Below are 14381 nucleotides of genomic sequence, written 5' to 3' on the forward strand. Positions count from 1 at the left end.
CAATTAACTAGAAAAATAGATTTTTATTATATTATTTTTTTTTAGGGCCCGAAAATTCTCAAAGAAAGCGCTAGCAAAATCTGCTGATGGCGAAAATCCTGATTCCCTCCTAACACACGATCCATCGTGAATTTCTGATCATTGAACTCTCGTTCATAACGGAGATCCAGTCCCAATGGACCGATAGAAACTCCCATCCCGAACTGGTAACCCATTCTAAGCCGTTTATTGAAATCGGAAGAACTTCCTGTCAGATAATTATCATTGAGAGTATAATGAAATGAAGGACCTGCGAAGACATTGATTATTTTGAAAAGCTGTATTCCACCCAAAATAGGAGCGTCAATTCTTTGTGCATTCGCCTCTCCAAAGGAGGTTTGAAACCTGCTTTCAGTAAATACCAGCTCAGGACGAAGATAAATATCATAAGAGCTCATTTTGTAAAATATCCCTGCATGATACCCTACACCTCCTAATGGATCTTTCCAAACTGATTCGGCATCTTTAAAATATTTGCCAGAGGTATTATAATTTGTTCCAAACTTGACTCCTAAACCAGATCCCTGTTGTGCCAAAGCCATCGGGTAAGAAATCAGAAAGAAAAAACCCAGGTAAAATAGCTGCTGAAAACTTTTCATAACTCTCTCTTTTAAGTTTTGGTCGATCCTGCCGCTTCAGTTGTAATCACAAATCATCTTTTTTTGGATCTGAGTACGTAATTGGAATGGAACTCAAACAGATCGCGAACTGAAGTGTTTATAAATCAGTTTCAAATACGAGACCAAAATCACTTAGCTGTGAAAAAAACATCCAATATGTCTTCACCTAAAAAATCATTTACAATTATGTTCAGCTTTATACTAGGCCTACTGATGGCCTGTAGTGCTCCATCCGAGCAAGGTTCAGCTAACCAAGAAACAGAAAAACAGGCAGATCCAGTCACTTCATTCTCCGGTAAAACAGAGCTTGCAACTTTTGCAGGAGGATGCTTCTGGTGCGTAGAAGCCCCATTTGAAGGAATTGACGGTGTATTATCCGTTGTATCCGGATATGCTGGAGGAAAAGAAAAAAATCCAACCTACGGGGAGGTAAGTTCAGGAAAAACCTCTCACCGTGAGTCAGTTCAAATTACTTTTGACCCGGAAGTGATCAGTTACTCAGAGTTGGTTGATATTTTTTGGCAAACTTTTGACCCCACAGATGTAGGTGGATCCTTTTATGATAGAGGCTCCCAATATGAGTCTGCAATCTTCTTTCATGATGCTGAGCAAAAAAAGGTAGCCGAAGAATCCAAAAAGCTGTTGGATCAGTCCGGGAAATTTGACAAGCCTATCGCAACTCCCATTATCAAATACACCAACTTCTACGAAGCAGAAGAATATCATCAAGATTATTATAAGAAAAAGCCTCAGGATTATTATTCCTACAGAACAGGAAGTGGCAGGGATGCTTTTATCAAAAAGCATTGGCCAGAATTAAGCCAAGAAGAATACCCAGCTAAATCAAAAGAAGAGCTGAAAGCTACATTAACTGATTTACAGTATGAGGTGACTATGGAAGATGCAACTGAATATGCTTTCCAAAATGAGTACAATGGAAATAAGGAGGCTGGGATTTATGTATGCATAGTATCAGGAGCTCCTTTATTCAGTTCTAAGGACAAATATGAGTCAGGTTCAGGATGGCCAAGTTTCACCAAACCAATCGATGCTAGGATAATAGATAAACCAGTTGATAAGACCTTGGGAATGATTCGGGTGGAAGTTCGAAGCAAATTAGGCAATAGCCATTTAGGACATGTTTTCTATGATGGACCAGAGCCTACCGGATTGAGATACTGTATGAATTCTGCAGCGATGAAGTTTATCCCCAAGTCACAAATGGAAAAAGAAGGATACGGCGAGTTTATTTGGCTAGTTAATTAATCTTCAGCCCCGTTCAAATCGGGGCTTTTTTTTTATATTTTTGATGAATAATTCGGAATTATTTTTCATAATTTATTATTTGAATAAATAAATCTTATTAATATCACCACGGAACCCAACTCCGACCTTTCACTACTTACCCATTTGATGGCCAATTTTAACTTAATAATCGTAGATGACGACCCTAATTTCTTGTTCATCCATGATGTCTTGGCAAAGAAATCCGACTTCCATCAAACTCCTTTGAAATTTGAAGATGGATATGACGCAATCCGTTTCTTGGAAGAGAACATGGATAAAAACCACCTTCTGTTCTTGGATATTTACATGAAAACAATTGATGGATGGGGTGTTTTGGATTTCATTGAAAACAAAAATATTCCCGAAAAAATAAAGGTGATTTTGATTAGCTCATCTGTCAATGTAGCTGATAAAAATAAAGCCATGGAATATTCAAGCGTGATAGATTATATCGAAAAGCCACTTCCGTTTGAATATCTTAATATGTTGAAAGAACAGGTGATATTTTAAATCAATTTTCGAAAGGTCAGGTTAATTCTTCCTTTACTTACTTTTTTACTTTTGGGAATTTGATGCTCCCAAAAATGTTGACTCTCCCCTCCCATGATCAATAAGCTTCCGGAATTTAAAGGGATATTCAATTTTATTTTTTTATCCTCGTAATGCCTCAGCTGAAAATTTCTGGTTTCCCCCAAACTGATTGAGGCTATGGTCGGATTTCGTCCCAAACTGCCCTCATTATCCCTATGCCAACCCATGCTGTCTTTTCCATCCCGATAAAAATTAAGCAGCACATGTGTGAAAGATTCCATACTTAATTTTTCAATCTGAAACTTAATTTCACGAAGGGTATCGTTCCACGGAATCGGATTCATGGTAATCCCAGAATAACTATATGATTTTTCGGGATCTCCATACAAGGCAGTTAATCTTGGTTGCAGGATTGTTTTCCCAAAAAGGCGAATAGGCTCCTGTTTCCATTCGATTTCTTTTTCCAAGCGCTGGTACAATTCAGAAGCCTTCTCCCATTGAATAAAGTCAGGATAATACCTTACCTCACCTTGAAAGGGTAATAAATTTTGTCCGCTTTTTTGAAATAAATCCTCCTGCATGATTTAAAAACACGAAAACACTTGCTAGGTTTTATTTTGTCTTTCTATTTTTTAGATAAAATCACTGCTTATATTAGAAGTTGAAAATTAAATATTATGAAAAAATTCGGGTGGATTTTCGGATTAATCCTTGTTCTCATATTAGGAGCTATCTTTTGGTACAAGTTTTTATTTGTCTTCGGTGAAGGTGTAAAAGCTGGCTCTTTGAATTATTTTGTGAAAAAGGGAGTCCTGTTTAAAACCTACGAAGGACGTGTGGTACAGGAAGGATTCCAAAGTCCAACTGCAGGCGGACTCCAAAGCAATGAGTTTAGGTTTAGTGTAACTGACCCCGAAGTTGCTGAAAAATTGGAAAGAGCCTCAGGCAAATTTGTGGAGCTACGCTATAAAGAATATAATGGGATGCTCCCTTGGAGAGGAGCCAGTAATTTTGTGGTTACCGAGGTTCTAACTGTAGGAGAAAGCAAGATGGGGAATTCATCCGGCCTCCCCTACAATTAAGATTATCTTATTTGGTCCAATAATCCACCACCGTTACATCTTTGAGATGAGGGCCGATCAATTCCCCGAATTTCTGATGGGCAGGATGAGGCAAGTAGGTCTCTCGGTCTGCTTCTGAATGAAATGTCAGAAAAAAGGCATGAGTAAGGCCTTTATTCAAATTTTCCGGACTATTGTTGAGCCCCCATTCAAATGACTTGATTTCAGGAATTTCATTCTGAAGGTTTTCAAATGCCTCGATGATTTGATTGATATCGGCCGGACTGCTACTCTCCTTGAAAGCAAACAAAACAACATGCCTTAAAACAGAGTCGGGTTGAGGGTCCATGGTAATTTCTTTATAAACTTCTTTTTCAATTTCTTTTACTTCCTCTTTCTTTTCCGTACAGGAAAACACTAGGATAAACAAGCAAAACAGCAGATTTTTTCTCATAGAATTAGGATTGAGTTTGGAATGCTTAAGTTAGCAACTCTTGACAGAATTAGGAAAAAAGAAGATTAGCTGGGAAAGTCAAGAATTGATTGTAAATTCAACGATAAATAAGTAGAAAAACTATATTTTAAATAATGAAATATCCCACTCTATCTCCCAAATACATCTTATGGATTTTTCTTGTTTTACTGGGTTTGCAGGCTTGTTCGTCTGATAATCAACAGGAAAAATCTTCAGAAAATGATTTTCAAATAGAGAAAATAGACTCCTTTGAAGTCAACAATCTCACAAGGGTAATTATCAGTGATTATTCCGAGCAGGAAAAAACGTATTTGGGCTACGCAACGGCAGAAGATGAAATTCTGGAAATAGATTTGGATGGAAATATTATTCAAAGAGCTAAAAAGAAAGGAGATGGTCCGGGTAATTATGGTAATTGGAATCCTATCGGAATGAGTTTTGGTCCGGATGGATTAAGGATTGCTGAATTGCCCTTTGCATTATTTGCCTTTGATTCCACTTATCAAACCCAATTTCAGCAACGAATCCAGTCTCCATTACCTATCCGTGCATTCGGTCCTCTCGGAAAAACTCAATATTTCGAGTCAAATGACAGTACCTTTTTTTTAGTGGGCCCCAGCAATTATTTATCTGCCCATTATCTGATCAGAAACGAGGAAGGCAGGGATACATTAAAGAATTTCTACAAACTGCATCTGGAGTCGGGAGAGATGAAATCTGTGGTCCCATATAGAGCGCAATCTGTTTACAGACAAACGGAAGGTTTTTATCCTGAATTGATGACCAAATCCTTTCAAATTAATCGGAAGACTTCCGAATTATTGGTTTTACACGGTCTAGAGGATGAAATTGAAGTTTATGATCTTCCGGGTTTGAATTACAAAGGAAGTATTCCCCTGAAACATGAGGAGTTTTTAACTTATAACTCGGTCCCTATTGAAATTGCACAAAACGATGAAAGGATCACCCAGCTTAGAATGATGGCTGGGAGGAATATCTCCCTGATTCAAATCGATGAGGACCTTTATTTGATTTCTTATTTCACGGGAATTACACCATCTGAATATGATAATCGAAAAGCGGAAGATCCTCTTTATAGTCCTATTTCAGACCTTAATGAGAAGAGATTGATCCTTATTAAAAATAAGAAGCAATTGAATCAAGAACTTCCATCTGTGCCCGGAACTATTTTATTTGGAATGGGAAATGGAAAATTTTTGGTTCAAGAGCCTGAAAATTCAGAAATTGAGGAAGAAGTTACGCGTTTTTCAATTTATCAGGTAAAAATATAAAAGCATGAAATCGAGCACGAGGAGAACGAAACACATTGGCATGCCCCAATATATCGGGGAAACTGTGCGACCTATGTGCCGCAGGCAGGGATTCCATCCCGATTTTCGGGACAGGTAGTGACCTTTGAAAACAAATTATAAACACATGAAAATTGCATTTTTTAGTACTAAGTCATATGATGAAGATAGCTTTGGCTCCATTTTGCCAAACTATGATCACGAGATCACCTATTTTGAGACGAAGCTTGACCAATTTTCAGCTCCTTTAGCAAAAGGATATGAAGCTGTCTGTGCGTTTGTAAATGATAGTTTGGATCAAAATACTCTTACTCTCCTCAAAGAAAATGGAGTTCAGTTAATAGCTCTTCGTTGTGCCGGTTACAATCAGGTAGATTTAGAAGCTGCGAGTTCTTTAGACCTTCCTGTAGTCAGAGTGCCAGTCTATAGCCCTGAGGCAGTTGCTGAACACGCCTTTGCCTTGATTCTGACACTAAGTAGAAAGACACATAAAGCATACAACAGGATCAGGGAATCCAACTTTTCTCTGGAGGGGCTCACTGGATTTAATTTATACCAAAAAACTATCGGGGTCATAGGTACCGGGGCCATTGGTAGGGCTTTCTGTAAGATAGCATTGGGTTTTGGATGTGAAGTTGTAGCCTTTGATGTATTTAAAAATGAAGAAATGAAGGACATAGGGGTAAATTATGTCAATTTAGAGGATTTATTCTCCCAGTCTGATATCATTTCCCTTCACTGCCCCTTAACTCTGGACACAAAGCACTTGATCAACAAAGCTGCTCTCTCTCAGATGAAAAACAACTGCATGCTAATCAATACCTCGAGAGGAGCTTTGATCGAAACCAAGGCGGTAATTCAGGCTTTAAAATCCCGGGAACTAGGCTATTTGGGCATAGATGTATATGAGCAGGAGGAAGACTTATTTTTCAGAAATCTTTCTGAACAAATTTTGGAAGATGAGCAAATCTCCAGGTTGATGACGTTTCCCAATGTCTTGATTACAGGCCATCAGGCTTTCTTGACTCATGAAGCTTTGGCACAAATAGCCAAAACTACCCTAGACAATATTACTCAATTTGAAAAAGGAGAAAGGCTAGGCAATCAGATTGCTTTGAAGTAAACTCCCAGTTTCCTTTTCTGATCGATTTTTCCAAAAAAAAATCCCTGTAGCATAGCCCCAGGGATTCTATTTTGAAAGCAGGAGGAATTAACCTACTACTTTAACGTTCACTGCGTTAACACCTTTTTTACCTTGAACTACGTCAAAAGTAACTTTGTCATTTTCACGGATTTCGTGTACTAGACCGGAGTGGTGTACGAATACATCTTCACTGTTGTCTGCTGGTGTAATGAAACCAAAACCTTTGGTTGTGTTAAAGAATTTTACTGTTCCTTCATTCATGATTACTAATTTTTACTTTGTTGTTTGTTATTGAAATATTGATTTTTAGGTCTTTCTTTTTTTGGTGGCTCCGGTTCCGGAGGAGTTTCGGATATGTTTCCAAACTCATCGACATAAGCCATCATGTCTTCTAAATCGCCGCTTTTAGGCTGTTCTTTGCGGGCTAATTTTTTCTCTAATTTTTCTTTTTGTTTTCTTCTTTTAAGTTCTGCTTTTTGTTTTTTGATGAATGCATTTTGATTTTTTGACATATAGAATTTTTAGTTGACAAATGTGATGGCACGACCGGCTTTTCCGGCGCGCCCTGTCCGGCCTATTCTGTGGATATAACTATCCATAGACATGGGAAGCTGATAATTGATCACATGGGTCACATCAGCCACGTCTATACCTCTGGCCGCCACGTCGGTGGCTACCAATACTCTGGTGGTTCCGTTTTTGAATTCCTCAATAGTCCTATTGCGGAAGTTCTGGGATTTATTGCCGTGGATCAGACCGGATTGAATCCCTGCCTGATTTAATTTTTTACTCAGTCTATCAGCCAATCTTTTGGTTTCGGTGAAAATGATCACCCGCTCCAACTCTGCACTTTGAAACATATTTTGCAAAACAGTAAACTTATCTTGACCATCTTTCAAATGGACAATCTCCTGATCTACATTCTCGCTGGAGTTGCCTCCACTATTTACTTTTACTTCAACTGGATTATTCAAAAGGCTTTTGATCAATACTGATTGATCCGGGTCTAGCGTCGCACTGAAAAGCATAGTCTGGCTCCTTTGATTCATAGGCGCTACCAACTTCTTCACATCGTTTACGAAACCCATATCCAACATTCTGTCAAACTCATCCAAGACGAGTGTTTTGACCATGTTGAGTTTGAGTAATCTTCTACCATATAAATCCAACAATCTTCCAGGAGTACCCACAATAATCTGCGGATGTCTATGCAAGGATTTTTCGTCAGAATTAATATTTGTGCCTCCAATGAAGGTGGCAGATCTCAAATTCATGCCTTTGGTCAGGCTCTTAAACTCTTCCTCAATCTGAAGCGCCAACTCTCTAGTCGGAGTCACGATCAATGCCTTGAAATCATGAGGGTTTGCTAAAGCATGCTCAATGATAGGTATTAAGAAAGCGCAGGTTTTACCTGACCCTGTATTAGATATTCCCATCAAATCTCTTTTTTCCAAAAGTGGAAGTAGAGACTGATCCTGAATTTTTGTCAAGGTTGTATACCCTTTCAAGGTCAGGTTTTTCTTCAACTGAGCACCGATAGGTAGATCAGAGAAAGTGGTTTCAGATTTAAAATCTGTTTTACTGCTCGGTGAAGCTGTCTTCACCAATAGCCTTGGATCCAATTTGGACACTTTGGCCTGCTTGCCTTGTTTAGGCGATGTTCTACCGACGGGACGTGCATTTCTGCTCTTGTCCCTATTTGGTTTTGGTCTGTTATTCGGATTCATAATGTTAGGCTTTTACTGGCTCTAACTCAGGGCTATTCCCCAAGAGATAAAGCATTCTAAAATGATCATATACTGCCCCAAAAAAATTAGGCTTTGAATAGTAAGGAATCTGGTATTCCTCAGCCGTTGCTTTTACAATTTTTGAAATATCCCGATAATGCACATGGCAGATATCAGGGAATAAATGATGTTCGACTTGATAATTGAGTCCACCTATAAACCATTCCAAAACTCTGGAATTTGGGGCGAAATTACAGGTAGTAGCCAATTGATGTAGCATACGCTCACCTTCCACGATTCCTTCACTATTAGGAAGAGGGAATTCAACTTCAGGCACAATGTGAGCAGTTTGAAATACCATGGTAATTACAAAACCTGTTACAGCGTGCATTACGATGTATGCTAATATGATTTGACCTGCAGAGAACGGAGCAAATAGCAAGGGTAATCCCAAGGCTACAATGAAATAGCCCAATTTCCAGGCGATCAATTTGAATATATTGTTTCTATACGCATTCTCTCCCTTAACCAATCCCATTTTGTGATAACGAGTCAGTCTAATGAAATCTTTGGCGGTAACCCAAGATATGGTGGAAAGAGAATAAAAGATCCAAGCATACAAATGCTGGAATTTATGCAGGAAATTTTTCTTCGCGCTTGGAGAAAACCTTAGGAAAAAGGGTGCATTAATGTCGTCATCATGCTCGTCAATATTGGTAAAGCTATGATGCAAAACATTATGCTGAATTTTCCAAACTGTGGAGCTAGCTCCTACCAAGTTTAAAGTATAACCTACCCATTTATTGACAGTAGGGTTTTTGGAATAAGAACCATGATTGGCATCATGCATCACTCCCATTCCTACACCTGCCATCCCTAATCCTGCTAAAACAAAGCAAGCGTAAAGTTGAAAGGTGGTTTGAGCAATGCCCAAAATCACTAATGCGATGGGCACAATGTAGAGAGAGAGTAAAAAAACGGTTTTAAATACCATCTCAGCATTTCCGTATTTGGACTGCTGGGTAGTTTCAAAATGGTTATAAACTCTTTTTCGAAGGGTTTTGGAGAATTCAGATAAAACTGACTCTGAGAATCTTACTGTTTTAATAAACTGTTAATTAAGAAGGTAAAGTTGTTCCCGGGGGAATTTCGCTGCAGGTTTTAATTTATCGGTCCTATGACCGTCCATTAAAAAAGTAGAAAGAAGAGAATTAAAACCTTTGCAAGGGAGGAACTCTGAAATTTGCTACTTAAGCAGGTTGAATATCAACGCTAAATTATTTTTTTGAATTCTAAAGGGCTTGTCCCTTTTTTGAATCCGCATCAAAGGTGAGGAGAAGTTTCGGTATTTCCTAATTTATTAGAAAAACATCCAATTGGGTAGATTCATCCAAAATATTGATATTCAGTTTTTTTGACCGGAACAGACCTTAATTCAGTTTAAACTCCAATTTGCTATGATATTCAGGTGAATCATTTCAACCTTATTATAGCGTTGGGTAGGGCTGAGGTTTTGTGACCCCAAAGCTTCTTTATTCATGACCAATACCTGAAAATCCAATTTTTGGTAATTTTTAGGATGGAATTTGACTCCCAAGTTCACTTGCCTATAGGAAGGAAAAGCGTATTTATTAGCTAATGGATCACCAATATCTGGAAGCCAGTGAAAGCCCATATGGCCAAATAGTTGGATATTTCTTCGATATTGAAATGAAAAATAAGCTGTCAATGCCTCCAAACTCTCATAGCCTTCATTTCTTTCTCTGGGTATAAATGTATACCAGGCATCCTTCCCCCACTCTCTTGGACTAAGCCACCTCCCTTTACCTCTCAGGATGCTTGTATTCAAATGTGCTTCTACTTTGGAATTCTTCCATCCAACTCTCGTAGAAACTACCCAATTTTGGTCAGAAGGATCTTTGAATGCCAATAAGGGATTATCATTCCCCCCATTTCGGATTCCATGTTGGAAACCTAGCTGTAAGCCAGTGAAAAAAAAGGAAGTCTTTTCCTCTCGATTCCAATCCCTTTCCCATTGGAACCAATAAGTAGAGAATAAATGAGCAGCCCAGGTATTCGAAAAATTAAAAGTACCCCATTCGGATTCTTTTTCTACCTCTGAGATGAGTATAGACCGGCTCTCCGTGTTATTGAAATATTGAGACGGAAGACCATTCACATCTCGGGCAACTGGGAAAATACCGACAGTTTCTCCCGGCCTTAACCAGTCCTTAGTTCCACGAACTCTCAATCTATGAATAAACCAGCCAGAAACTTTCCAATCGGAACTTGGATTGAAACCAAGCCTTAAACCTTCTATCAGAGTAGGTGCCAATCGACCATCTTGAGGGTTGATCCATGGAGTATTGACTCCCATCCTTCCAATTTCAATCTCCCATTTGGTAGACTTATAAGCTAAGGATAGATTTTCAAAAGATAAAAAGGCTTTATCTCCCCTATTTAATAGATCAAATAATCCAGTTTCATATCGGTTATCTCTATTGGTCAAGGGATCATTGGCATATATATCCGAGCTCCATGTATTCAAAAAACCTCTGATAGATGCTCGGAAATACCATTTTTGAAGATAATTGGACTTTATGCCCAGACTCAGAGAATTACCCCATGCAAAATCATCTTTAAAGTCTTTTTGGTAAGAAGTACTCATCCAAAAACTTCGAGCATGAATAGTTGGCTGAAAACTCAGCTTTTGGGCAGAACCTTGGGCATTCAGTCCTAATGGAAGAATCCAAAATAAAACCAATGTGGTCAGTTTCATTCCGACTTGGACTTTGCTTCAGTGATAGGTTTGAACGGACCAAATTTATGTTGCACTTCAGGGAAACTGTCACTATATGGCCCAAATGGATGATCCATCGGTTTTTTGGAAATATCAGGCCAATCTTGACTTAAATCTTTGGATGGCCTTTCCATGCTATTGACATAGGCTGCCACATCCCAGGCTTCTTCATCTGATATAAGCGGGTTTTCAAAAGTTGCTCCCAAGGGCATATTGGCTCTGACATAACCCGCAAACCTAGAGAGTCGAAATAATCCTGCTCCCTGATTGTAGCTATTCGAACCCCATAAAGGAGGATAGATATATCCACTGCCATCTTGCTTTGCCAAACCTTGACCCTCTGGACCATGGCAGCTTTGACATTGATTGATGTAAATACTTTTCCCTTTTTCCGGATCTGCTGCTCTATCCAACAAAGGAACCTCATACAAACCTACCCCTTTGGGCTTCTCTCCTTTTGGAACATCCTTCCCTACCCAATTCATATATGCTACCATAGCAATCATTTCCTTGGAGTCTGATTCCAATGTGCCTCCATTCAAACTGCGCTCAAAACAATCATTGATCCTCTTGGGAATATCCTCTGATTTTCCGGAGCGTGATCTGACTTTTGGATAAGTAGATGCCACGGCTGAATAGTTATTTCCTAAGGGAACCGTTCCTGCCTGTAGGTGGCAGTTTTGACAATTGAGTCCATTGGACATTTTTCTCACCTTCCCGTTTGGCCCTAAATACTCAGCAGTATTTGCGATCAAATCCCTGCCGTACTTGATTTCTTCAGCATTTGGCTCTAATTCTACTTTAGACCAATCAGGAGCCATCCACATTCCTGCTGGATCTTCTAAATACTTGGGTTTGACTTCAGCAACTTCAGTCTGCAAGGAAGTTTCAGGATTTGAGTTTTTCAGAGATGGCAGTTGAATTCCTGCTGAAGAAATTAAAACAACACCTCCAACCATTGCTACTAAAGCAGTAGCCAATGCCAATAAGCCTAACAACAGAGAAATGATTTGTAAAAAAGGTTTTCCTAACTGATTCATAAGATGCTTGATTCTTTACAAAAATGCAGGATTTATACACTGAATTCCTGTGACTTGCATCACATCTAAATCAAGTTAAGCAAAGGAATTGAAAAACACCTCTCATTTTCTCTTTCCCTTACACTTCGCTGTGAAACAGACTTTATCTTCTAGTACGGCTTTCAATAAAAACTCTCCTGAAAATTCGTAAACCATGAGATTCAACTGATCCCCAAGTTTACACTCCGATTGATAATTGATGCTAAGCTCCTCGATAATTTGCATCCCTAATTCCAGACAACAATCCTCCACCCAACGGATATAGCTGGTATTATTCACATGGTTGTATAAGTCTAAATCAGAGTGCTTTACCTGAAGAGAGCAAGAGAAAATCTCCTCTCCTTCCACTAGTATTTTTGGAGGCTGCCAATCCGGCTTTAACTGCGGATCAAATACTTGAGCTGGCAAAACCTGATCGGGCCTTTGTATCCTTTTGGTTCGCAGATCTAAAAGCAGCCAGGAACTCATAGCTCGAACCAAAATATTCCCGGATTTATCTCTTACTAAGAATTCCCGAAAGGCAAAAAACTTTTCAACCCCTCTTCCACCTGTGAATACTTCAATTTCATCTCCCCACTTAGGAAGCTTGAAAATTTTAAATTCAAACCTGGATAAGGCCCACATTTGCTGACTCTCCATGAGATTCCTGCCAAAATCTTCAGAATCAGCGTGCTTCCAAGCAATCTCCTGAAGTAAGTCTGCCAAGGATTTAACACGAAGCGTACCATTGGGGCTGACCATGAAGGAGTTGATTTCAAATATCTTTCTGAATTGGAAATTCTCGGGGTAACTCATAACGTCTAGTTTACTTGAGAAGGGTAAAAAACCTCTTTTCTAATGGATGCCAAGAGCGCGATTCCTAATCCATTCATTGCTATGAGAGCAAATGAGATTTTCAGGCTGAATAAATCCGCAATAAATCCAATCATTGGAGGCCCTATCAAAAATCCGAAAAACGAAATCGTAGAAACCAAGGCCAAAGCGACACTGGGAGCAAACTGCTTGGACCTTCCTGCTATGCTATAGGAAACAGGAATGATAGAGGAAACTCCGAATCCAACTATAAAGAATCCAAGCGTAGCAAAAGGCAATGTCGGGATCAAGACGGAAAGTAGTAAACCTAGAAATATCAACAAGCCACTAACTCTAATTACAGGCACCTTTCCAAAGCGTTGAACCAGCCTATCTGAAATAAATCTACCAGATGCCATAGTCCCCATAAAAGCCACATATCCCAAGCTCACCAAACTCGGATTCGCAACCAGTACTTTTTTGAAATAAACTCCACTCCAGTCAAACATACAGCCCTCAGTCATCATTCCGAGGAAGGCTATCAAGCCAATTCTTAATAATAGGTTATCTGGCTTTTTTAAAACTAATCCGCCTGAATCATCCCGTTTTTTCTCTTTGACCACATAACTATGTGCCAAGAAAATAATGACAAATGATAGAGTCATAACCAGCAGGTAATGTTGAGTAGGATTGAAATCAAGAAATATCATGGCAGCTCCAATTCCTGCACCGGTAAATCCAGCCAAGCTCCAGAGGCCATGAAAAGAAGCCAGGATGCTTTTTCCCATCTGATCTTCCAAGTCTAAAGCCTGAGTATTCAAAGCTATATTCATGATATTTCCCATTAGGCCAAACAGAATCAATACGATCACTAAAATCCAGGTGGTAGGACTTAATCCTATTAATGGAAGAGAAATAGCGTAAATAAAACTTCCGGTTAAAATCACTCTTCTGCTTCCAAACTCATGGACTGACCATCCAGCAATGGGTAATCCCAAAATGGAACCTATGGGCAAAAACAACAACAAAGTCCCTAACTGTCCTTCAGAAAGATCAAATTTTGCTTGGATATCGGGAATCCTTGCTGCCCAACTAGCAAAGCACAGCCCTATAAAAAAGAAAAGGCTTCCCAGGGCGATTCTACGTTTAACCAATGGGTTCATGAGTTGAAATAAGTTGAATAGGCATCCCAAAGTAAAGAAGTTTCAAAGAAATAAACTTGTGGAAACCCTAGGAGCGGAAAAACTATTTAGGATTTGCTTGGTTTTAAGTGAAAATCTGTTGTATGGAATTTGTAATAGTGGGGTCGATCCTAGCCTGTATAATATTGATGATTCGGTTTATTATTAAAAAAGTATTCGATTGAAAATTTTACCGGATATCAGAACTGTATTAGTCTGAAAATATAAAATTATAAGCCATTAAAAGGTCTTATGAATAGAACTAATTGAAAGTTATATGACATAAAAAAGCCGTGGAGACATTAGTTCCCACGGCTTTTAATATTTGTATAGGG

Annotated in this window: 16 protein-coding genes; 5 read left to right on the forward strand and 11 right to left on the reverse strand. The window is 38.9% G+C overall.

The window, feature by feature from the left end; genetic code table 11:
- Positions 1 to 41: 41 nt before the first annotated feature.
- On the reverse strand, positions 42 to 638 hold the full coding sequence (locus tag GYM62_RS12655; RefSeq protein ID WP_219956683.1) for an outer membrane beta-barrel protein: 597 nt from the start codon (positions 636 to 638) through the stop codon (positions 42 to 44).
- 207 nt (positions 639 to 845) lie between these two features.
- Between GYM62_RS12655 and msrA the strand changes: the two genes are divergently transcribed.
- Both msrA and GYM62_RS12665 read left to right on the forward strand, forming a co-directional pair.
- Entirely contained in the window at positions 846 to 1925 is a 1080-nt protein-coding gene (gene msrA / locus GYM62_RS12660; RefSeq protein WP_091649093.1) for a peptide-methionine (S)-S-oxide reductase MsrA, read from the forward strand.
- Between the two features lie 147 nt (positions 1926 to 2072).
- Positions 2073 to 2456 (forward strand): response regulator, encoded by a 384-nt coding sequence (locus GYM62_RS12665; RefSeq protein ID WP_091649089.1) that lies wholly within the window; start codon positions 2073 to 2075, stop codon positions 2454 to 2456.
- Here the strand turns inward: GYM62_RS12665 and GYM62_RS12670 are convergent.
- Positions 2453 to 3058, reverse strand: coding sequence for an alpha-ketoglutarate-dependent dioxygenase AlkB (locus GYM62_RS12670; protein ID WP_219956684.1), 606 nt, complete (start codon positions 3056 to 3058; stop codon positions 2453 to 2455). The two genes, GYM62_RS12665 and GYM62_RS12670, sit on opposite strands and share 4 nt — an antisense overlap.
- Positions 3059 to 3154: 96 nt before the next feature.
- Here GYM62_RS12670 and GYM62_RS12675 point away from each other — a divergent pair, with 96 nt between their 5' ends.
- Positions 3155 to 3559: a hypothetical protein gene (locus tag GYM62_RS12675; protein WP_091649083.1), complete on the forward strand. Its 405-nt coding sequence runs from the start codon at positions 3155 to 3157 to the stop codon at positions 3557 to 3559.
- Between the two features lie 7 nt (positions 3560 to 3566).
- On the opposite strand, the gene GYM62_RS12680 is transcribed toward GYM62_RS12675, so the two are convergent.
- Positions 3567 to 3992, reverse strand: a complete 426-nt coding sequence (locus tag GYM62_RS12680) for a Dabb family protein (RefSeq protein WP_219956685.1) — start codon at positions 3990 to 3992, stop codon at positions 3567 to 3569.
- Positions 3993 to 4126: 134 nt separating this feature from the next.
- Here GYM62_RS12680 and GYM62_RS12685 point away from each other — a divergent pair, with 134 nt between their 5' ends.
- Positions 4127 to 5305, forward strand: a complete 1179-nt coding sequence (locus tag GYM62_RS12685) for a hypothetical protein (RefSeq protein ID WP_219956686.1) — start codon at positions 4127 to 4129, stop codon at positions 5303 to 5305.
- A gap of 145 nt (positions 5306 to 5450) precedes the next feature.
- Positions 5451 to 6446, forward strand: a complete 996-nt coding sequence (locus tag GYM62_RS12690; protein WP_219956687.1) for a 2-hydroxyacid dehydrogenase — start codon at positions 5451 to 5453, stop codon at positions 6444 to 6446.
- A gap of 87 nt (positions 6447 to 6533) precedes the next feature.
- Here the strand turns inward: GYM62_RS12690 and GYM62_RS12695 are convergent, their stop codons facing one another.
- The 8 genes from GYM62_RS12695 to GYM62_RS12730 form a co-directional block, all read right to left on the reverse strand.
- Positions 6534 to 6728, reverse strand: a complete 195-nt coding sequence (locus GYM62_RS12695) for a cold-shock protein (protein WP_091649072.1) — start codon at positions 6726 to 6728, stop codon at positions 6534 to 6536.
- Positions 6729 to 6733: 5 nt separating this feature from the next.
- A complete protein-coding gene (locus GYM62_RS12700; protein ID WP_091649069.1) occupies positions 6734 to 6979 on the reverse strand; it encodes a cold-shock protein in 246 nt (81 codons plus the stop codon).
- A 9-nt stretch (positions 6980 to 6988) separates the two neighbouring features.
- Positions 6989 to 8194, reverse strand: a complete 1206-nt coding sequence (locus GYM62_RS12705; RefSeq protein WP_091649066.1) for a DEAD/DEAH box helicase — start codon at positions 8192 to 8194, stop codon at positions 6989 to 6991.
- A 4-nt stretch (positions 8195 to 8198) separates the two neighbouring features.
- On the reverse strand, positions 8199 to 9188 hold the full coding sequence (locus GYM62_RS12710; protein ID WP_219956688.1) for an acyl-CoA desaturase: 990 nt from the start codon (positions 9186 to 9188) through the stop codon (positions 8199 to 8201).
- A 441-nt stretch (positions 9189 to 9629) separates the two neighbouring features.
- Complete coding sequence (locus tag GYM62_RS12715; RefSeq protein WP_219956689.1) at positions 9630 to 10973, reverse strand: hypothetical protein; 1344 nt, start codon at positions 10971 to 10973, stop codon at positions 9630 to 9632.
- Complete coding sequence (locus tag GYM62_RS12720) at positions 10970 to 12034, reverse strand: c-type cytochrome (protein WP_219956690.1); 1065 nt, start codon at positions 12032 to 12034, stop codon at positions 10970 to 10972. The genes GYM62_RS12715 and GYM62_RS12720 overlap by 4 nt, the downstream gene beginning before the upstream one ends.
- 102 nt (positions 12035 to 12136) lie before the next feature.
- The gene (locus tag GYM62_RS12725; RefSeq protein WP_219956691.1) at positions 12137 to 12868 is read right to left on the reverse strand and encodes an acyl-[acyl-carrier-protein] thioesterase; all 732 of its coding nucleotides are present in this window, start codon (positions 12866 to 12868) and stop codon (positions 12137 to 12139) included.
- Positions 12869 to 12873: 5 nt separating this feature from the next.
- Entirely contained in the window at positions 12874 to 14028 is a 1155-nt protein-coding gene (locus tag GYM62_RS12730; RefSeq protein WP_219956692.1) for an MFS transporter, read from the reverse strand.
- Positions 14029 to 14381 lie beyond the last annotated feature (353 nt).

The organism is Algoriphagus sp. NBT04N3, from assembly GCF_019443765.1.
Taxonomy (GTDB): Bacteria; Bacteroidota; Bacteroidia; order Cytophagales; family Cyclobacteriaceae; genus Algoriphagus; species Algoriphagus ornithinivorans.